This is a genomic window from Pseudomonas sp. FP2254 (assembly GCF_030687695.1).
Lineage (GTDB): Bacteria > Pseudomonadota > Gammaproteobacteria > Pseudomonadales > Pseudomonadaceae > Aquipseudomonas > Aquipseudomonas quebecensis.
In genome coordinates this window covers 1,970,697-1,989,918 of sequence record NZ_CP117444.1, presented here as the reverse complement: position 1 = coordinate 1,989,918, position 19,222 = coordinate 1,970,697, and the positions used below count along the sequence as shown (strand labels likewise).

General features: G+C 60.9%; 16 protein-coding genes, 4 tRNA genes and 1 pseudogene. 11 read left to right on the top strand and 10 right to left on the bottom strand.

Translation table 11 applies throughout. The features are described from left to right. Positions 1–99: 99 nt before the first annotated feature. Entirely contained in the window at positions 100–717 is a 618-nt protein-coding gene (locus PSH94_RS09265) for a glutathione S-transferase family protein (RefSeq protein WP_305437197.1), read from the bottom strand. A 44-nt stretch (positions 718–761) separates the two neighbouring features. Beyond that, positions 762–1,421, bottom strand: coding sequence for a transglutaminase family protein (locus PSH94_RS09260; protein ID WP_305437196.1), 660 nt, complete (start codon positions 1,419–1,421; stop codon positions 762–764). 191 nt (positions 1,422–1,612) lie between these two features. Between PSH94_RS09260 and PSH94_RS09255 the strand changes: the two genes are divergently transcribed. Beyond that, positions 1,613–4,060: an acyl-CoA dehydrogenase gene (locus tag PSH94_RS09255; protein ID WP_253511711.1), complete on the top strand. Its 2,448-nt coding sequence runs from the start codon at positions 1,613–1,615 to the stop codon at positions 4,058–4,060. Positions 4,061–4,134: 74 nt separating this feature from the next. Then, positions 4,135–4,542, top strand: a complete 408-nt coding sequence (locus PSH94_RS09250; protein WP_266248683.1) for a PA2817 family protein — start codon at positions 4,135–4,137, stop codon at positions 4,540–4,542. Between the two features lie 27 nt (positions 4,543–4,569). On the opposite strand, the gene PSH94_RS09245 is transcribed toward PSH94_RS09250, so the two are convergent. Then, positions 4,570–5,502: a LysR family transcriptional regulator gene (locus PSH94_RS09245; protein WP_181079931.1), complete on the bottom strand. Its 933-nt coding sequence runs from the start codon at positions 5,500–5,502 to the stop codon at positions 4,570–4,572. Between the two features lie 89 nt (positions 5,503–5,591). Between PSH94_RS09245 and PSH94_RS09240 the strand changes: the two genes are divergently transcribed. Then, positions 5,592–6,218: an alanyl-tRNA editing protein gene (locus PSH94_RS09240; RefSeq protein ID WP_285429006.1), complete on the top strand. Its 627-nt coding sequence runs from the start codon at positions 5,592–5,594 to the stop codon at positions 6,216–6,218. Positions 6,219–6,267: 49 nt separating this feature from the next. Here the strand turns inward: PSH94_RS09240 and PSH94_RS09235 are convergent, their stop codons facing one another. Continuing rightward, positions 6,268–7,842 carry an alkaline phosphatase gene (locus PSH94_RS09235; RefSeq protein WP_305437193.1) on the bottom strand — a complete coding sequence of 525 codons (1,575 nt, stop codon included), beginning with the start codon at positions 7,840–7,842 and terminating at the stop codon, positions 6,268–6,270. Next, positions 7,839–8,393, bottom strand: coding sequence for a GNAT family N-acetyltransferase (locus PSH94_RS09230; RefSeq protein WP_305437191.1), 555 nt, complete (start codon positions 8,391–8,393; stop codon positions 7,839–7,841). The genes PSH94_RS09235 and PSH94_RS09230 overlap by 4 nt, the downstream gene beginning before the upstream one ends. A 190-nt stretch (positions 8,394–8,583) precedes the next feature. Between PSH94_RS09230 and PSH94_RS09225 the strand changes: the two genes are divergently transcribed. The 6 genes and pseudogenes from PSH94_RS09225 (at position 8,584) to PSH94_RS09200 (ending at position 15,802) form a co-directional block, all read left to right on the top strand. Beyond that, on the top strand, positions 8,584–8,991 hold the full coding sequence (locus PSH94_RS09225) for a biopolymer transporter ExbD (protein WP_181079935.1): 408 nt from the start codon (positions 8,584–8,586) through the stop codon (positions 8,989–8,991). Between the two features lie 2 nt (positions 8,992–8,993). After that, positions 8,994–9,725, top strand: coding sequence for an energy transducer TonB (locus PSH94_RS09220; protein WP_181079936.1), 732 nt, complete (start codon positions 8,994–8,996; stop codon positions 9,723–9,725). 24 nt (positions 9,726–9,749) lie between these two features. After that, a pseudogene (locus tag PSH94_RS09215) lies at positions 9,750–12,030 on the top strand (TonB-dependent receptor). A gap of 17 nt (positions 12,031–12,047) precedes the next feature. Continuing rightward, positions 12,048–12,695 carry a MotA/TolQ/ExbB proton channel family protein gene (locus PSH94_RS09210; protein ID WP_305437189.1) on the top strand — a complete coding sequence of 216 codons (648 nt, stop codon included), beginning with the start codon at positions 12,048–12,050 and terminating at the stop codon, positions 12,693–12,695. Between the two features lie 54 nt (positions 12,696–12,749). Beyond that, positions 12,750–13,967: a phospholipase D-like domain-containing protein gene (locus PSH94_RS09205; protein WP_305437187.1), complete on the top strand. Its 1,218-nt coding sequence runs from the start codon at positions 12,750–12,752 to the stop codon at positions 13,965–13,967. A gap of 95 nt (positions 13,968–14,062) precedes the next feature. Beyond that, positions 14,063–15,802, top strand: coding sequence for a dipeptidase (locus PSH94_RS09200; RefSeq protein ID WP_181079940.1), 1,740 nt, complete (start codon positions 14,063–14,065; stop codon positions 15,800–15,802). Positions 15,803–15,903: 101 nt separating this feature from the next. Here PSH94_RS09200 and PSH94_RS09195 read toward each other — a convergent pair. The 4 genes from PSH94_RS09195 to PSH94_RS09180 form a co-directional block, all read right to left on the bottom strand. Further along, positions 15,904–15,979, bottom strand: a tRNA-Gly gene (locus tag PSH94_RS09195). 3 nt (positions 15,980–15,982) lie between these two features. Next, positions 15,983–16,058, bottom strand: a tRNA-Glu gene (locus PSH94_RS09190). A gap of 104 nt (positions 16,059–16,162) precedes the next feature. Next, a tRNA-Gly gene (locus PSH94_RS09185) sits at positions 16,163–16,238 on the bottom strand. A gap of 2 nt (positions 16,239–16,240) precedes the next feature. Then, positions 16,241–16,316, bottom strand: a tRNA-Glu gene (locus tag PSH94_RS09180). A 370-nt stretch (positions 16,317–16,686) separates the two neighbouring features. Here PSH94_RS09180 and PSH94_RS09175 point away from each other — a divergent pair. Further along, on the top strand, positions 16,687–17,457 hold the full coding sequence (locus PSH94_RS09175) for a hypothetical protein (RefSeq protein ID WP_181079941.1): 771 nt from the start codon (positions 16,687–16,689) through the stop codon (positions 17,455–17,457). Positions 17,458–17,574: 117 nt separating this feature from the next. Beyond that, positions 17,575–18,387: an alpha/beta fold hydrolase gene (locus PSH94_RS09170; protein ID WP_285428999.1), complete on the top strand. Its 813-nt coding sequence runs from the start codon at positions 17,575–17,577 to the stop codon at positions 18,385–18,387. A gap of 34 nt (positions 18,388–18,421) precedes the next feature. Here PSH94_RS09170 and PSH94_RS26045 read toward each other — a convergent pair whose 3' ends face one another. Beyond that, a complete protein-coding gene (locus PSH94_RS26045) occupies positions 18,422–19,126 on the bottom strand; it encodes a methyl-accepting chemotaxis protein (RefSeq protein WP_370694767.1) in 705 nt (234 codons plus the stop codon). Between the last annotated feature and the right edge of the window lie 96 nt (positions 19,127–19,222).

Below are 19,222 nucleotides of genomic sequence, written 5' to 3'. Positions count from 1 at the left end.
TAGATGAGGGCACGCCGCCCTTAGTTCAACGACGGCGCAGGACAGGCATGGTGCTTGGCCGCGCCGTACAAGTACAGTCACCCGTATTAATAGTGGGTATTAAGTCAACGCGGTCATAACCGCTTTTCGGTAGGCCGGGCGTTGCTGCAAACGCTGGTACCACGCCTCCAGATGGGGCATGGCAGGCCGTTCGATGGGCATTTCAAACCACGCGTAGATAAAGCTGCCCAAGGGAATGTCGCCCATGCCGATGGCGTTGCCGGACAGGTAGGGTTGTTCGGCCACGGCCTTGTCCACCATACCGAGCGCGTCGATGCAGGCGTTGCGCCCGGCATTGATGGCGTCCCAGTTCCGTTGCTCCGCCGGCGTGCGCACGATGCCCCAGAACACTGCTTTGAATGGCTCGGCGAGGGTTGAGGTGGTCCAGTCCATCCACTTTTCCGCGTTGGCGCGGGCCTGAAGATCGGTCGGATACCAGCTCGCCCCGTGCTTGGCGCACAGGTAGCGCACGATGGTGTTGGACTCCCACAGCACGAAGTCACCGTCTTCGATCATCGGCACTCGGCCGTTGGGGTTCAGCGCCCGATACTGCGGCGTGTCGACCACGCCGAAAGCCCCGCCTGCATCAATGGCTTCATACTCCAGGCCGAGCTCCTCGGCGCACCACAGTGCCTTCCTGACATTCGATGAATTTTTACGACCCCAGATTTTCAGCATGACCGCGCCTTCGTGGATGGGTGGACGCAGCAGCATACGCCGGTTCACAGGCGGCTTAAATCCGTCCGCAGGTCGCCCAGCAAGGGAGGCGGCGCATCGTCAAACAGGTGCGGGTAACATTTCTGCAGGTGGGCGAAGAAAAATTCCTCGGGCACATCCACAAACTGCCCATGGTCGACCAGATACTCCATCGACCGCTGGCCCTGGCGATTGTAGGCCTGGAAAACGCTGTCATTGATGCCGTCGAACGCCAGCGGCGGCACATCGAACAGTTCGCACAACTGGGCGTTGAACGCCGGCGTCGCCTTGACCCAGCGACCGTGCAGGTACAACTCGGTGTACCCGTGCATGGCGAACACGTCACTCTTGAGCAACGCGATCAGACGTGGGGTCGACAGGTGATTGCGCACGTCCGCCAGGCCGATGCGTGCGGGGATGCCGCAATGCCGGGCGCAGGCGGCGAGCAAAGTGGCCTTGGGCACGCAGTAACTCTCACGGCTGGCCAGGGCGAAGCTGGCACTGAGGGTGCGCGGATCGCGGCTGAAGGTATAAGGGTTGTAGCGAATCTGCTCACGCACCGCGTAGTAAAGGCTGACCGCCTGGTCATTTAAATCCGCGCTGGTTCCGCGATGTTTTACCGCGAACTCCACCACGGCAGGGTGGTCACTATCGATGAAGCGGCTGGGACTCAAGTACGCATTCATGATGTTTGATCTCCGAGGCAAGCCTGGAGTTTAACCACAGGCCCAGCCCACGGATAACGACGATTCGGCCAAATGTCGGCGCCCGCCGCAGGGTGCTTTCAGCACAACTCGTTACACCCTGACCACCGCGCTTTCTCGGATGCCGACTAAGCTCCCTGGTGGTTTCGCCCTGGTTTCACGGAGGATTGAATATGCTGTTGTTGTGGATACTGGTTCTGGTGGTCGGCATCGCCTACCTGGCACACCGCCGCACCGCGCCCCTGCCCGCTCTGGGCGTGGTCGCCGTTTACCTGCTGGCGATGGGCGCCTGGAGCCACGCACCAGGCTGGTTGCTGGTGATCCTTTGGGTGCTGCTGGCCGTGGTCGCGGCGCCGCTGCTGCTACCCGACCTGCGTCGCCAATATTTCACCAAGCCGCTGTTCAGCTGGTTCCAGAAAGTGCTGCCGCCGATGTCCGAAACCGAGCGCGACGCGATCGACGCAGGCACCGTATGGTGGGACGGCGAGCTGTTCAGCGGGCGTCCCGACTGGGACAAATTGCTGGCCTACCCCAAGGTGCAGTTGACCGAAGAAGAGCAGGCCTTTATCGACGGTCCCACCGAAGAACTCTGTGCAATGGTCAGCGACTGGGAAATCGGCCAGGCCATGGACCTGCCGCCCGCCGCCTGGGAGCACATCAAGACTCACGGTTTCTTTGCCCTGATCATTCCCAAGGAATACGGCGGCAAGGGTTTTTCGGCCTACGCCCATTCCCAGGTCGCGATGAAGCTCGCCACCCGCAGTGGCGATCTGGCGTCCACCGTGATGGTGCCCAACTCCCTCGGCCCCGCCGAATTGCTGCTGCATTACGGCACCGATGAACAACGCAACCACTACCTGCCGCGCCTGGCGCGAGGCGACGATATCCCGTGCTTCGCCCTGACCGGACCGCTGGCCGGTTCCGACGCCGGCGCCATGCCCGATACCGGCGTGATCTGCAAAGGTGAATGGGAAGGCCAGGAAACCATCGGTCTGCGTCTGAACTGGGAAAAACGCTACATCACCCTTGGCCCGGTCGCGACCCTGCTGGGGCTGGCGTTCAAGGCGTACGACCCCGACCACCTGTTGGGCGCGGAAGAAGACCTGGGCATCAGCCTGGCCCTGATTCCCACCGACACTCCCGGTGTTGAAATCGGTCGTCGCCATTTGCCTTTGGGTGCAGCGTTCATGAACGGCCCCAACTCCGGCAAGGACGTGTTTATCCCCCTGAGCTACCTCATCGGCGGTCAGGAAATGCTCGGCAAGGGTTGGATGATGCTGATGAACTGCCTGTCGGTAGGCCGTTCGATTTCGCTGCCGGCGGTGGGTACAGGCGCGGCGAAGTTCACCAGCCTGGTGACCGGCCAGTATGCTCAGGTGCGCGAACAGTTCAACGTGCCGCTGTCGGCCTTCGAGGGCATCCAGGAAGCCCTGGCCCGCATCGGCGGCAATGCCTGGCTGATGGACAGCGCGCGGATGCTGACCGCCAACGCGGTCGACCTGGGCGAGAAACCCTCGGTGCTGTCAGCCATCCTCAAGTATCACCTCACCGAACGTGGTCGTGAATGCATCGGCCACGCCATGGATGTGCACGGCGGCAAGGGCATCATCATGGGCCCGAACAACTACCTGGGCCGCAGTTGGCAAGGCGCGCCGATCTTCATCACCGTTGAGGGCGCAAACATCCTGTCGCGCAACCTGATGATCTTCGGTCAGGGCGCCATCCGCTGCCACCCGTTCGTGCTCAAGGAAATGGCGCTGGCCGGACGTGAAGACAAAGACCAGGCACTCAAGGAGTTCGACAGCCTGCTGATGCAGCACATCGGCTTCGCCGTCAGCAACGCCGCCAGTACGCTGGTGCTGAACCTGGGTATCGGCCATTTCGAAAAAGCGCCGGGTAACCGTCTGAGCCAGGGCTACTTCCGTGCCTTGAACCGCCAGGCTGCCGCCTTCGCCCTGCTCGCCGACCTGAGCATGATGCTGCTGGGGGGTGAATTGAAACGTCGCGAACGCTTGTCGGCGCGTCTGGGGGATGTGCTGAGTCACATGTACCTGGCATCGGCTGCGCTCAAGCGTTACCACGACCTGGACTCGCCGGACCACCTGCAACCGCTGTTCGCGTGGGCCATGGAAGAAAGCCTCGGTGAGTCGGAGCGCGCCCTGGATGAATTGCTCAGCAATTTCCCGAACAAGGTACTGGGCGGCCTGCTGCGGGTGATTGTATTCCCGTTCGGGCGCCGCCATACCGGCCCATCGGATGCACTGGATGCCGAGGTGGCCGCAGTGATCGGCCGCGCCAAAGGCGACCCGACCCTGGAAGAATTGCTGGCCGGCTGCTATCGCCCGCAATCGGCGGAAGATCCGGTGGGCGCCCTGCAACACGCCTACGACCTGCTGAGCGCCAGCCACCCGTTGCAAAAGAAACTGCACACCGCGCTCAAAAGCGGCCAGCTCAAGCCGGCTGCCGGCGAGCACGCCATCGACGCGGCACTCAATGCCGGCGTGTTGCAAGCGGCTGAAGCGCAAACACTGCGCGACGCCGAAGCGGCACGCCGCAAGGTGATCGATGTGGATGATTTCAGCAAGGAAGAACTGGCCCAGGCCGAGGGCAAAGTCCGCTGATACGAGCGGTCATATAATTACGGGCGCATGAGCTATATACTCTCGCGCCCGTTTTTGCTTTGAGGACTTATCTCGTGTCCAACGTCGTTGCCGATCATCTTGTCTTGCTCGACCACCTGCGCAGCATCCTGGTTGCTGTCGGCGAAGCCGAACAAGTGCCCGAGGAAAGTCACGCCCTGTTCCTGGAGCGCTTCGACGAATTGCGCGCCCTGCTGCCCATCGACCCGATCGAAAGCCAGTACCTGGGCCAGGACCTGATGAGTCAGGTCATCCTGCGTTACCCGCAAATTGCCCACCTCGTACCGCGCGACCTGCTGTGGTTCTTCGGCGGCGATTGCCTGCACTTCATGCCCGACGAAGAACTGGACCTCTACCAAGCGCTGGAAGAACGTCGCTACGAAGCCGAGCAGAACGATGAGCCGTTCGATTGGAACCAGGAAAAACAACTGCTGGCCATGCCGGAAGACCAAAGCAAGCACTGACCTTTCCAGGAGCGAGCCCGCTCGCTCCTAACGTTTTTTCAGGGTCGGCTCCTTGGCCATGCACGCCACCAGATAATCAATAAATACACGCAGTTTGGGTGGCAAATAGCGCGTCGGCGAATGCAGCAGCCACGCCTCGCCGTGGTACGACGCAATAAAATCCCACCCTGGCAACACCTGCACCAGATGCCCCTCCTCCAAGGCATGGCGCGCCGTGAAATACGGCAGGCTGCCAATACCCACATGCTGCAACACCGCATCCAGACGCACGCCGGTGTGGTTCGCCGCATAGCGCCCGCGCACCGCAACGGTCACGGCCTTGGTGCCCCGGCGAAATTTCCAGCGTGAGTCAGCAGGGGTTTCCCCCAGATAAATGCAGCTATGCGCCGCCAGATCATGGGGGTGGCCCGGCGTACCGTGCTCGGCCAGATACTGCGGTGTCGCACAGAGCAAATGTTCTATCGGCAACAACTGCCGGCCCACCAGCCCCGGCGGCGGGCTGTCGGTAATGCGGATACTCAGGTCGACGTTGTCATCGATCAGGTCCACATGCCGATCCTCAAGGATCAGTTGCACATCTACCTGGGGATAGCGTCGCAAAAATTCCGGCATGTGCGGATGCACGACAAACCGACCCACCGCCTTGGGTACGCTGACCCGCACCAGCCCTTCGGCCTCATGGGTGAACTGGCCACTGATCTCCATCACCGAGCGCGCCGCGTTGACCATCTCCTGGCAGCGCTTGAATACTTCTTCACCGCCTTCGCTCAGGCGCAGCTTGCGCGTAGTGCGTTGCAGCAGGCGGGTCGCCAGTGCCTGTTCAAGGCGCGAAATACTTCGGCTCACCGCCGAGGGCGAAACGCTCAGTTGGCGTGCCGCTTCGGAAAAGCTGCCGGCCTCTACCACTTTGACGAACATCGCCATTTCACCCAACAGGGGCAACGGAAGATTAATGCTCATGACGCACAGGTCCATTGATAATTGAACGGATTATCACCCATTCCTGCGGTATTTATACTGTCAGCAGAACCTTGATGCGGATGCAGATGATGACCGAACGCCTGTTTTTTACCCACGACCACCTGAGCGCCGAGCTTGAAGTGTTGAGCTGCACGCCCCACGAAAATCACTTCGCGGTGATCCTGCAATCGACCCTCTTCCATCCCCAAGGCGGCGGACAGCCGTTCGACACCGGCTGGCTCGGCGAAAGCCACGTGCTGCGTGTCACCCAGGAGGCCGGGCGCGTGGTGCATTATGTCGACCGCCCTGTGGAGACGGGTCCAATCACCGCAAAGGTCGATGAACAGCGCCGCGCCCTGCACACGCGTCTGCATTCGGCCGGTCACCTGATCGGCAACGTCGGCGAAACCCTGGGTTGGATGCCGATCAAAGCCCACCACTGGCCGGGCGAAGGCAAAGTGACGTTTATCCGGGGCGAAGCGGCGCAAGCCATGCAGGCCGAAGCGATTCAACAGCAACTCAGCGAGTGGATCGCCGCCGACTATCCCCGTCATATGGTCGTGGACAACGGCACCCGCGAAGTCGGCTTCGGCGAACTGCCCGCCTACGCCTGCGGCGGCACGCATGTGCAGACATTGAGCGAATTGGGCCAAGTGAAGATCCTCGCCCTGTCCGAGAAAAAGGGCGCGCTGTCAGTACGTTACACCCTGGATTAACGCGCGTGCTGCACATGCCGCCTCAAGCGGCGCTCTTGCGTGACACCCTTCAAACCGCGATCGCCCCTGCCCGCCCCGGTTCCACCGCGAACGATTTGAGGGTCGACACCGTTGCCGCCGGATCGCGCGGGTCGCTGATCACGCGCAGGTGCGTGAGCATCTGCCGCTCCTGGACCTCCACCGAAACGTAGCCGCGCTGGCGACTGTCGAAAAATTTCACATGAGGGTTCATAGGCAGGATCTTGCTGAACGCCTCGTACGGCGGGCCATCGGACGTCACCGAGGTGCCGACGAATTCGGTGGCAACCACCGGCGAATCCGGGTCGTTGCCATCGACGTGCAGGTCGTTGGCCCAGAACGAATGGATATCACCACCCCAAAACACCGGATTGTTCACGCGGTGGCGCTGGATAGACGCCAGCATCCTTGAGCGGTTGGCCATGTAACCGTCCCAACCATCGGTCCAGCGCCCCGGCTTGTGGTTAGTCAGGTCGCGCTGGATCAAGGGGGCCACCAGCAGATCCTGGGCAATCACGTTCCACTGCGCCCGGGATTGGGCAAAGCCCTGATCCAGCCACGCCTCTTGCTGCCAACCCAGCATTGTGCGACCGGGATCGCGCAAGTCGCTGCACGGATTGGTCACTACCCGGCCCTGATGACTGCCATTGGCCAGCACACAGGGCTGCTCGGAGCGGTATTGCCGGCCATCGAGCACATGGAAACGTGCCAGTCGCCCGTAGTCCAGGCGCCTATATATGCGCATGTCGGCGCCCCTGGGCAGGCTGCTGGTACGCAATGGCATATGTTCGTAATACGCCTGGTAGGCCGCCGCCCGCTGCTGCAGAAATTGCTCCAGCGCAATCTTCGGGTCCTGGGACCAACGGTTGGCGTAGTCGTTCTGCACCTCGTGATCGTCCCAGGTGGCGACGCTGGGCGCGGCGGCGTGCAAGGCCTGCAGGTCAGGGTCGGTTTTGTACAACGCGTAGCGGTTGCGATAATCACTGAGGCTTACCGCATTACCGCTGCCATGGGCGCGAAACACCTTGCCAGAGTCCGGCGCGTAGGAACTGTCGTAGATATAGTCGCCCAGGAAAAACACCAGGTCCGGCTGCTCGGCGGCCAAGTGGCGATACGCACTGAAATAGCCACGCTCCCAATGGGAGCACGAGACAAATCCCACACGCGCCGACGTCATTGCCTGCACCGGCGGGGCGGTCCGCGCCTGCCCAACCGGGCTTTGCGCCCCCAGCCCTTCGAACTGATACCAGTACGGTCGCCCCGCCTGCAGCCCGGCGACCTCCACATGCACCGAATGCGCAAACCGTTCGCTGGTCATGACCTCGCCTTGCCGCACAATGCGCGTCATCGCGGCATCGCTGGCCACTCGCCAACGTACCGGTACCGCGCGGCTCAACCCTCCACGGCCGTCCACAGCATTGAACAACGGGGCCAGCCGCGTCCAGATCACAAAGCCATCCGGCAGCGGGTCACCCGAGGCCACCCCGAGGGTAAACGGATAATCCACCCCGGCGCTTCGTGTATACGGGCTGAGGATCGAAAATGTAGTAGCAACCGCGAGCCCGGTCAGCACCCGACGTCGGCCGTGATCGACCGAGCCACTCATACCTTGGCCTCCCAGTCAGCGCGCAAGGTAGCGAACACCAGCATGTCTTCATGCACACCGTTCTTGAGAAACGCGCCGCGCAGGCACCCCTCGTAGCACAGGCCGATTTTCTCCATGACCCGCGCCGATTCTTTATTACGGCTGAAGCACTGACTGCCCACGCGGTGCAGTCCCAATGCCTCGAAGCCATACGCCATCAACGCGCTGGCAGCCTCAGCCGCAAACCCTTGGTTACGCTCAGACGCCGCTACCCAGCCGCCCAAGTGCCCATACCCGTGGGCCGTGTTGATGCGCAGACTGACGACGCCGATCAACCCATCGTCGTCGCGCCGATGCATGCCCAGGCTCAGCAACCCCGTAGCGCGAAATTTTTCCTGCATCCCCTCGATAAATTCCTGCGCGGTTTGCAGCGTATAGGGCGACGGGATACTCGCCGTGTTCTCGGCGATGTTCGGCCCGTTGGCCAGCTCGCACAACCGCTCGGCCTGGTGCGGTTTCAGCACACGCAACAGTAAGCGCGGGGTCGACAGGTGTGGCAATTGGTTACTCATTCCCAGAGGCCCTCGATGTAAATTTTCTGAGAATGCGCAGCTTGTATTTCAATTCTGTGAAGCTCTGAAAATGACCGGTAAGTCTTCTGTAAGACGCGTCCTAGAGCCGTCAAAACGTCAATTAAAGTTAACCGTTCGGTCATTTTTGCTTGTTAGCGTGTCGCCCCTAATTCAATAACGGGGTAAGGGAATGAGAACCTGGGACGAACCGAAAAAACGCAAGGCGCACATCGAATTGATCCCGATGATCGACGTGATGATGTTCCTCCTGGTGTTTTTCGTACTCGTGAGTCTGAACGTGATTCCGGCCCTCGGTATGAAGACTCAACTCCCCAGCGCCAGTAGCTCGCAGCAGCTCAAGCCGCAGAATAAATTCATCCTGACCCTGGGCCTGGAAGGTCAGTTGCAACTCGACGGCAAGGCCATTGCGGTGGATGCCCTGGTGCCGGCGCTCAAAGCTGCGCAAAAGCCCGACGCGAAGTCGACCATCATCGTTAACAGTGACAAGGGCGTGGACGTCGCGCGCCTGGTGGAGGTGATGGACACCCTGCGCCTGGGTGGCTTCACCTCCGTGTCCATTGCCACGCGTAAGTCCTGACTATGTACGTTCTGTTTCGTGCGCGCCAACTGCTGGGCAGTGTCCCGGCCGTGATCGCCCTGGTGCTGATTGCCCTGGGTATTCAGTCCCAGACCTTGAAGGTCGAGCCGGTGTATGACGAGTCGGCAGTCGAGCTGGCCCTGGTCGAACCCGAACCGGAGCCAGAGCCGCCAGTGATCCCGGAACCGGTGGCTGAGCCGCCACCGCCGGTGATCGAGGAAGCGGACGCCGAGCCGGCGCCCCCGCCTCCACCGCCTAAACCGTTGCCAAAACCCGAACCCAAGCCCAAGCCCAAACCGCTGCCCAAACCGGTAGTGGCGAAAGCCGCGCCTGCTCCGCCCCCGGTTGCCGCCGCCAAACCGGCGCCAGCGGTAACCGCCCCCGCGGCAGCTGCACCGGCACCACCCGCGCCGCCGAAAGTCGACGGCCAAGCCTTGGAGGGTGGCTATCTCAAGGGCCTGCGCAACGAGCTGGACACGTACAAGCAGTACCCCACCGGCCGCCAGGCGTCTCTCGAACGCCCCAGCGGCGAGGTAGTGGTCTGGCTGCTGGTGGATCGCCAGGGCCGTGTTCTGGATTCCGGCCTGCAGACCCAGGCGTCGAGCATGTTGCTCAACCGGGCCGCCACCAACAGCTTGCGGCGTATCAAGCAAGTCAAGCCGTTCCCCGAGCAAGCCTTCGGGGGCCGCAATGAGCAGCGCTTCACCGCCACCTTCAACTACAGCGTGCAATAAGCACCCGACACCAGGACGACACTGATGAGGTTCACACGGATTCATCTGGCACTCGTTGCCGCAAGCATGGGACATGGCATGGTCATGGCCGACACCCGCGACAGCGACGTCGGTACCATCGGCGTGCAAGGCAAGGCCACGGCGGGCGGCGGCTATATGGTGCAGGAAGAAAGCATCAAGGGCCGCTCCACGGTAACCAAGGAAGCGCTGGATAAACAGACCGCCACCGGTAACGCCGTGGACAAGCTCAAATACACCCCGGGCCTGAACATCTCCAGCGAAGACGCCACCGGTCTGTCGGGCTTTCGCTTCACCATGCGCGGGCTCAACTCCGACCAGGTGGGCATGTCGGTGGACGGCATGCCGATCAACGACTCAGGCAACTACGCGCTGTATTCCAACCTGCTGGGCGATCCGGAAAACATCGAGCAGATCTTCGTCACCCAGGGATCGGCGGAAGCGGACGGTCCGCACATCGGTTCCAGCGGCGGTAATATCGGCATCGTGACCATTCGCCCAACCAAGGAAACCGGCGCGTTCGTCAAACAGATCATCGGCAGCAACGCCACCCGCAAGACTTTCGCGCGACTGAACACCGGCGAAGTCAACGGCCTGAGCAACTGGCTGTCGGCCTCGCATACCGAAGGCGACATGTGGCGTGGCTCCGGCGCCGTGCGCGCGGACAAGGTGGAGTGGAACAGCTTTTTCGACGCCGGCGAAGGCAACACCGCCAACCTGATCCTCAAGTACCACGAGCAGGACAACAACAGTTACAGCCAGTTGACCAAGAGCCAGTTCCAGCAGAACGGTCGCAAGTTCGACCCCTACCCCGCCACGCCGGCCGTGGGCAGCAATGGCAAGGTCAACAGCTATTACGCGCTGGCGCAGAACCCATTCCAGACCTTTACCGGCGTGCTCAACACCCAATTCAAACTGGCCGACAACCTCGCCCTGTCGGTGATCCCGTACTACTACTGGGGCAACGGCAGCGGCGTCGGCTCATCCAGTTATGCACTCAACCGCGGCTCCAACGTGGGCGGTGTGTTCGACCTGAGCAACTTACCTACCGCCGCCCAGTACAACGCCGACGGTTCGTCCACCACCGGCGTCTACTACCGCCCTTCGCGTACGCAGACCTGGCGTCCGGGCATCACCACCAAACTGAACTGGGACCTGGAAGAACACAGCCTGCAATTCGGTTACTGGTACGAGCGCGCACGCCAGAGCCAGACCCAGCCGTTCATTGCCCTGAAAAACAGCGGTAAACCCAGCGACACCTGGCCGGACGGCGACGCCGTGGTGGATGCCAAACGGCAACACCGTGCAGGGTCGCGACCGATTCACCGTGACCCCGGCGCAGAAGGTCTGGGCCCAGGACACTTGGTACATCAACCCGGACTGGACCCTGGTGGCCGGCCTGGCCTACATGAACGTCAAGCGTGACGGCACCAACCACGGCAGCCTTACCGAGCAGGCGGAAAAACGCAGCCAGACGTATAACAAACTGCTGCCCAACGCCGGCCTCAAATACCAGTTGGATGAGCGTGACCAGCTGTTCTACAGCCTCTCGCGCAACATGCGCATTCCGCAGAACTACGTGCTGTATGACAAAGGCGCCGGTTCGATCGACGCCAAGCCGGAAACCAGCTGGAACCACGAATTGGGCTGGCGCTACACCGATGAAGACATGACCGTGGCCGCCACGCTGTTTTATATGCAGTTCAAGGATCGCCAGGTCTCTTCCAAGGACATCAACGGCGATTTCGCCGACATCAACGCCGGCTCCGTCAACAACAGTGGCCTGGAACTGGAATGGAGCGGCCTGCTGCCGAACCACTTCAACTACTACACCTCCTACACCTACACCAAGGCCGAGCAACAGGACGATCTCACCGTCTATAACGCCGGCACAGCCATCCTGCTGCCCACCAGCGGCAAGCAGTTCGCCAACGTGCCGAAGAACATGCTGGCGGCCAACATCGGTTATGACGATGGCCGCTACTACGGCACCTTCGGCGGCAAATACACCAGCAAGCTCTACGGCGACCTGACCAACGACGAAGCCATCTCCGGCCGTACCGTGTTCAACGCCGGTGCCGGCATCTACCTGCCGGTGGACAAGAAAGTGGTGAAGGACGCAACCCTGCGCCTGAACGTCGACAACCTGTTCGACAAGAAGTACCTGGACGGCGTCTACACCACCAAGACCAACGCCGCCAGCTACAGCGGTTTCCGTGACGGCGACCCGGCCTACATCGTGGGCCTGGAACGCACCGTGACGGTCTCCCTGGAAGCCAATTTCTAATTGCGAGGTAAGCGAACATGGACATGAATCTGCTCCACGACATCACCTTCTATGTGATGTACGCCGCGATGGCGATAGCCATCTTCATCACCATCGAACGCGGCATCTACTTCGCCTATGTGCGGCGCCAGGCGCGCGCGTTGAACCAAGCGCTGGGCGCTCAAGTGCACAGCGAACGCGACCTGCCCCAGGCGTTGACCCGTCGCCCCAGCCTGCCCCTGAACATGGTGCTGCCGGTGCTGGCGCAAAAAGCCTCCCACGGCTCGCGCAAAGACCTGGACGATGTGATCGAAACCCAATATTTAAGCACCCGCGCGCCCCTGGCCCGCAGCCTGTGGATTATCGAAACCATCACCACCGCCGCGCCGCTGCTGGGGTTGCTGGGTACCATCCTCGGTATCATCGACACCTTCAAGGCGTTGGCCACGGCGGGTGTGTCGGACCCGGGGCAGATTTCCGGCGGCATCGGCACGGCCCTGTTCGCGACAGGTTTGGGGATCGCCATTGCGCTGTTCTGCGTGGTGTTCCACAACTTCTTCCAGGACAGCCTGGAACGCATCAACGACCAACTGAAAATCCTGCTGATCCGCGCCGCCACCGGCGCCCGCGTGCAGAACGAAGCACCGCACCTGGTACCGGCGCCGTTGCACACCCGCACGGCCTGAGGTTCCCGGCGGGCGCTTGATGCGCCCGCCGTTCTTTTGCCACAGAGGTCCTGAATGTCTGTTTTCTTGAAATTGCGCATCATGGGCCTGGCCGGCGTACTGATCAGTCCGCTGGCCCAGGCGGACTTTTCGATTCCGGGCTTCGAACTGGTGCACACCGTGCCGGTGGACACAACCCTGGGTACCGACGATCTGCGCGAGCCCGGGCCGGTGTGGATCGAACTGTTCGACGGTGCCAGGAGCCGCATCGATATCGGCCAGTTCTATGCCGTCGATCATCCGGGCTCCGTGATGGATCGCGTGATCGAACGCCTGGAAGCAGCCGGCAAACGCGGTGTGAAAATACGTTTTCTGCTGGAAGAAAAGGGTCTGCGTTTGTCGGACGCCGCCACACTGCAGCGCTTGCGCGCCATCCCCAACCTGACGTTCCGCGTACTGCCTTACGCGCAAGTGAGTGGCGGCATCATCCACGCCAAGTACATGATCGTGGACGGTCAACAAGCGTTTGTCGGCAGCCAGAATTTCGACTGGCGCTCCCTGGAACATATCCATGAAACGGGCTTGCGCATCAGCGATGCCACGGTGGTGGGCCAGGTACAGGCGATTTTCGATCAGGATTGGCAAGCCCAGCAGGCACTGGCCGAACACCGGACGGTGCCACTGCCGGCGACCGGCCAGCTGCCGGCGCGTACGGGTAACTACCTGGTTGCCAGCCCGCAACGTTACAACCCGCCCGGAGTGGGTGACTCCCAACTGGAACTGCCGCGTCTGCTGGCGGAGGCGAAAAAAGAGATACGCGTGCAATTGCTCGACTACGCACCGCTGTCCTACGGGCCGGACAACACGCGCCCCTATTACGCAGTCATCGACAACGCCCTGCGCGCCGCCGCAGCACGTGGCGTGGCGATCAAGCTGATGGTGTCCGACTGGAACACCGACGCGCTGGAACTGCCCTATCTGAAAAGCCTGGCAGTGCTGCCCAATGTGCAGGTCAAAATCGTCACACTGCCCCAGGCCAAAGAAGGATTTATCCCCTATGCACGGGTGATCCACAGCAAGACCCTGGAGATCGATGGGCAGGTCGCGTGGGTGGGCACCAGCAATTGGCTGGGCGGCTATCTGGATAATTCGCGCAACCTGGAGGTGGTGATGCGCAACGAAGCGATGGCCAGGCGCGTAGGGGATTTGCACCGGCAATTGTGGGACGGACCCTATGCCAGAGCCCTCAACGCTACCGATGAATACCCCGAGCCGCATCCTGGCCAGCATTGACCGGCAGCACCTGAGTGGTGGTAGTGTGTGGAAATGTTTCTGACACATTGATCAGAAACTTCCTACTCACTACCTGCAAAGGAATGCGACTTTCCATGCACTTTCCACTCAAGCAAATCGTGGCTGCCAGTCTGTTCGCGGCCAGCCTTACGGCCGTTACCACACCCGCTTTCGCGAACATCACCGCTGAGCAAAGCACGGCGATTCTCAAGCAATTCGGCGAAACGCCGGCCAGCGATTTCCGCGGTTTCCTCGCCACCCTGGCCAAGGGCGATGTGGGTAAAACCGCCGATGTAGGCCCGGCAATCAACGCCTTTCTCTCCAACAAAACCCTGAGTGCCGACCAGCAGAACGAAATCAACCGTTTGCTGGGTATTTACACCAGGGTCAAATACGGCAAGGCCGCGCTGGAGACGCTGCGCGAGCTGGTGGAAATCCCAACGTTCAACGTCGACGGTGTGCCGCAGTACAAGAACCCGGAATTCCTCAAAATCGCCGATAAGATCCAGGCCCTGGCCAAAGCCTTCAATCTGAATTTCCGTAACGTCGACAACCGCGTATACGAAATTTCTTTGGAAGGCAGCGGCGATGAAGTAGTCGGCATCCATGCCCACGCCGACGTGGTGCCGGTGACTCCGGAAAATTGGGTGCTCAAAGATGGCACCAAGCTCGACCCGTTCAAAGTCACGCTGATCGGCGACCGCATGTATGGCCGCGGCACCGAGGATGATAAGAACGGGATTGTGGTGGCGATGTATGCCATGAAGGTGATCAAGGAAGAGAAGCTGCCGCTGGCACGCCACTTTAAACTGTTGGTGGACACCACCGAGGAGACCTCCGGCGACGCCATCCCGTATTACTTCGAACACAACCCGACCCCGCAGTACAACCTGGCGCTGGATGGCGGTTACCCGGTGGTGATTGCCGAGAAAGGCTACGGCACGGTTATGGCGTCTTTCCCGCGTCGCAAAGGCGAAGGCAACGGCGCGGAAATCATCGCGATGACCGGCGGCATGGCCACCAACCAGATTCCGTCGGCGTCGGTTGCCACGCTGGTCACCGACCAGCCTGCCGAACTGGCGGCGAGCCTGCAGAAAGCCGGCGCGGAGTATGCCAAGCGCAACGGCGGCGACTTCGAGGTGGCCGCCAAGGTCGAGGGCAAGGATGTGAAACTGACCGTCACCGGCGTGTCGGCGCACTCGTCCGAGCCGGAGTCGGGCGTCAACCCGGTGGCGCGCATGCTGGAGCTGATCCACAGCGTCGACGGCAAGATTGCCCTCAAGCACAACCACATCACCGATGCTGCGCACTATGCGTCCGACAATTGGGGCCTGGATTACTTGGGCGGCAAATTGGGCGTCGGCTTCGCAGACGACTTTATGGGTCCGTTGACTACCTCGCTGACGTTTGTCGGCCAGGATGAAAAAGCCTTCAAACTGGCGGTGAACCTGCGCGTGCCGAAGGGCAAGTCACCAGAAACGCTGAAAAAACAAATCGCCGACAAACTGAGCGCCTGGGACAAGACCAGTAACGTCGCGGTGGATTTCACTTATTCGATTGCCGAGCCGATGTACCGCAACCCGGAAGGCGAATGGGTGAAAGCGCTGCTGGCGGTCGCCACTGAAAACCTGGGCATGGAGCACAAATTCGGCACGTCGGCCGGCGCGACCTCGGTGCATGAGTTGCCCAACGGCGTGCAATTCGGCCTGGCGCGTCCGGAAGTTAAATACACAGGGCACACCGACAACGAATTCAAGACGGTCGATCAGTTCTTGCTGGACTTGCAGATCGTGACCGAAATGATGGGCCGCGTCGGGCAGTTGCCTAAGCTCTGACAGCAAAAAGCCCGCCGTGTATTGGCGGGCTTTTCAGACTGAGTAAAAATCAAGCGCACACAAAAACGCCGATCATCGCTGATCGGCGTTTTTGTTGAATATGGAGCGGGAAACGAGACTCGAACTCGCGACCCCGACCTTGGCAAGGTCGTGCTCTACCAACTGAGCTATTCCCGCAAATGGCGTCCCCTAGGGGACTCGAACCCCTGTTACCGCCGTGAAAGGGCGGTGTCCTAGGCCACTAGACGAAGGGGACACGCTACTGAAACACATGGTGTGTGTTCCAGTGCCCAGAGGCCGCATCCGAAGATCGGTCCTGGTTTCACTCAGTGCCACCCGAGGGCAACACTGCTTAAAAATTGGAGCGGGAAACGAGACTCGAACTCGCGACCCCGACCTTGGCAAGGTCGTGCTCTACCAACTGAGCTATTCCCGCATTGGCGTCCCCTAGGGGACTCGAACCCCTGTTACCGCCGTGAAAGGGCGGTGTCCTAGGCCACTAGACGAAGGGGACACACGTACAACATTCACTCCCTACCGCGTATCGCTGTGTGCTTTACGCTGTAAGTGGCGCGCATTCTATGGATGGATTGAAAGGTCGTCAACCCCCAAGCATAAATTTATTTAAATCAATGACTTCGCCCCCCTTTAGCGCCCCGCGAGGGGATTTGGCGCGTCCGTGCCTTGACGCCTATATTCTGGCGTTCGACAAAACGCTATAGTTCACCTGAACAAATGATGGCAATGTGCATCCATGCGGCGAGCATCCATCTATATAGGAAGCACTCATCCAGGGAACGAGGCGACAACTGGTCGATAAGACCTATCCGCCGCAAGGTCCAGTCACTACACTCCACTGTAAACCCTATAAAGAGGTCACACCGGTGACACCACTCATGATCACCCTGCTGGTAATAGCCGGGATCGCAATACTGATCGCCATTGGCTATATGAACCACGTGGTGGAAAACAACAAGCTGGAAAAGAAGCGCGTCGAGATCGAACTCAATGATCGTCTGCGTCGTTGCGGTGAGATCACTGAGACGTTCCCTGGCCAGTTGATGAATCCGGCGCTCAAACTGCTGCTCACCCGCCTGGAGCTCAACGTCAACCAGCGCTTGTTGAACCTCAACAAAACCAATGCAGCGCTCAAGGCACGCATCGCCGAGTTGAGTGCACTGGTAGCCCAGGGCGAATCCATTCCGGTCAATAACCCGCCCGCGCCGATCCAGACCGAAGCCAAGGCCAAGGATGTCCGCTTCCTGCTCGAGGCCCTGCACGGCCAGGTCACTCGCGCCGCTCAGGACGGCTACCTGCCGGCCAGTGAAGCCAAGCACTGGATCAGGGAAATCCGCCACATTCTGGTGCTGCTGCACATCGAATTCTTCAATAACCTCGGCCAGCATGCCCTGCAGCAAGGCCAGCCGGGCCAGGCGCGCCTGGCCTTCGAGCGTGGCGTGCAGTACCTGCGCAAACAGCCGGAACCGGCGTTCTACAGCGCACAGCTGCAGATGCTGGAATCGCAGCTGGCCCGCGCCAACTCCACCGTGCTGACCAATAGCAAGCCCGCCGAAGACGAGGTCAATGAATTGACCGAAGGCTTGAAAGTGGTCGACGCCGATGCCGAGTGGAAAAAGAAAGTCATCTACGACTGATCTCCCCTCCCCGCCTGGCGAACGCCTGTTCGCCAGATGCCATCACTTTGCATCTATCCCTGCACCCCTGACTCGCGTAAAAAAGTGCCCCTCACTCCACGAAGTTAGAGGCCTGCTATGCCTGTTGCCGTGATTGATGGACAAGCGCTGCATTATCTCGACCAGGGCTCGGGGCCCGTCGTCCTGCTGGGGTCCAGTTACCTGTGGAGCCTCGACATGTGGGCGCCGCAGATCGAAGCCCTGTCGCAACAGTACCGCGTGATCGTGCCCGAGCTATGGGGCCATGGCGATTCCGGGCCATTGCCCTCTCAAACCCATTCCCTCGACGACCTCGCGCGCCAGGGCTTGGCACTGCTGGACCACCTGGACATCCCACGCGTCAACCTGGCGGGCCTGTCGGTCGGCGGCATGTGGGGCGCGCGCCTGGCATTGCTGGCCCCTGAGCGCGTCAACAGCCTGGTGCTGATGGACACCTACCTGGGCGCCGAGCCCGAGGCCACGCGCCAATACTATTTCTCGTTGTTCAAGATGATCGAAGAAGCCGGCGCCATTCCCGAGCCGTTGCTGGATGTAATCGCACCGATCTTCTTCCGTCCGGGTATCGATCGCGAATCAGCGCTGTACCGCAATTTTCGCGAGTCGCTGCAAACGTTTCCCAGGGAGCGCCTGCTGGACAGCATCGTGCCGCTGGGTCGAGCGATCTTCAGTCGCGAGGATATTCTCAGCCAGTTACCGCAGCTGGACAGTGACACCACGCTGGTCATGTGTGGTGAGCAGGACACGCCGCGCCCCCCGGCGGAGTCTGAAGAAATGGCCGATCTGATCGGTTGCAGCGTGATCCTGATTCCGCACGCCGGGCATATCTCTTCGCGGGAAAACCCGGAGTTCGTCAACGAAGCGCTGCTGACCTTCCTCGCCAACCACGCCTGAGTGCCCTTGGCTTTGATCGTGGCCGTGGCCGCGATCAAAGCCGAAAGTGCCCGACCATCCCCTTGAGTTCGGCGCCCAACCGCGCCAACTGGATGCTCGACGCGGCGTTACCCTGCATGCTCAACGCCGATTGATCGGCACTCGCACGAATGCTGGTGACACTGCGGTTGATCTCTTCGGCCACCGAGCTCTGCTGCTCGGCGGCGGCGGCGATCTGCTGGTTCATCTGCTGGATCAGCGACACCGCCACCGCGATGCTGCCCAGGGCGCTTTCGGTTTCCAACGCATCGCTGACCGCCAGCTTCACCAACTCGCCACTGTGTTGAATCTGCTGCACCGATGCCTGCGCGGCGCTGCGCAAGGTGCTGACCAGCCGCTCGATCTCTTCCGTCGATTGCTGTGTACGCTTGGCCAGCGCCCGTACTTCGTCGGCCACCACCGCGAACCCCCGGCCCTGTTCGCCCGCGCGCGCGGCCTCGATGGCGGCGTTCAACGCCAGCAGGTTGGTCTGCTCGGCCACACTTTTGATCACACTCAACACTGTGCCGATGTGCTGGATCTCTGCACTCAGGCTTTCGATGCTGGCGCTGGCGCCGGTACTGGAGGTGGCCAGTAATTCGATGCGCTGCAAACTCTGGCGCACCACCTGCTGCCCACTGTCGACTTTTTCATCAGCGGTCTGGGCAGCCTGCGCTGCCTCTTCGGCGTTGCGTGCCACATCATGCACGGTAGCGGTCATCTGGTTCATCGCCGTGGCAACCTGCTCGGTTTCTTCCTTCTGGCTGCTGACCTCGATGTTGGTCTGTTCGGTAACGCTGGACAACGAATGCGCGGA

Bases quoted from the DNA above. Each gene is read 5' to 3' on its own strand.
- PSH94_RS09265 (WP_305437197.1), bottom strand. From the start codon at position 717: ATGCTGAAAATCTGGGGTCGTAAAAATTCATCGAATGTCAGGAAGGCA.
- PSH94_RS09260 (WP_305437196.1), bottom strand. From the start codon at position 1,421: ATGAATGCGTACTTGAGTCCCAGCCGCTTCATCGATAGTGACCACCCT.
- PSH94_RS09255 (WP_253511711.1), top strand. From the start codon at position 1,613: ATGCTGTTGTTGTGGATACTGGTTCTGGTGGTCGGCATCGCCTACCTG.
- PSH94_RS09245 (WP_181079931.1), bottom strand. From the start codon at position 5,502: ATGAGCATTAATCTTCCGTTGCCCCTGTTGGGTGAAATGGCGATGTTC.
- PSH94_RS09240 (WP_285429006.1), top strand. From the start codon at position 5,592: ATGACCGAACGCCTGTTTTTTACCCACGACCACCTGAGCGCCGAGCTT.
- PSH94_RS09235 (WP_305437193.1), bottom strand. From the start codon at position 7,842: ATGAGTGGCTCGGTCGATCACGGCCGACGTCGGGTGCTGACCGGGCTC.
- PSH94_RS09230 (WP_305437191.1), bottom strand. From the start codon at position 8,393: ATGAGTAACCAATTGCCACACCTGTCGACCCCGCGCTTACTGTTGCGT.
- PSH94_RS09225 (WP_181079935.1), top strand. From the start codon at position 8,584: ATGAGAACCTGGGACGAACCGAAAAAACGCAAGGCGCACATCGAATTG.
- PSH94_RS09220 (WP_181079936.1), top strand. From the start codon at position 8,994: ATGTACGTTCTGTTTCGTGCGCGCCAACTGCTGGGCAGTGTCCCGGCC.
- PSH94_RS09210 (WP_305437189.1), top strand. From the start codon at position 12,048: ATGGACATGAATCTGCTCCACGACATCACCTTCTATGTGATGTACGCC.
- PSH94_RS09205 (WP_305437187.1), top strand. From the start codon at position 12,750: ATGTCTGTTTTCTTGAAATTGCGCATCATGGGCCTGGCCGGCGTACTG.
- PSH94_RS09200 (WP_181079940.1), top strand. From the start codon at position 14,063: ATGCACTTTCCACTCAAGCAAATCGTGGCTGCCAGTCTGTTCGCGGCC.
- PSH94_RS09170 (WP_285428999.1), top strand. From the start codon at position 17,575: ATGCCTGTTGCCGTGATTGATGGACAAGCGCTGCATTATCTCGACCAG.
- PSH94_RS26045 (WP_370694767.1), bottom strand. From the start codon at position 19,126: ATGACCGCTACCGTGCATGATGTGGCACGCAACGCCGAAGAGGCAGCG.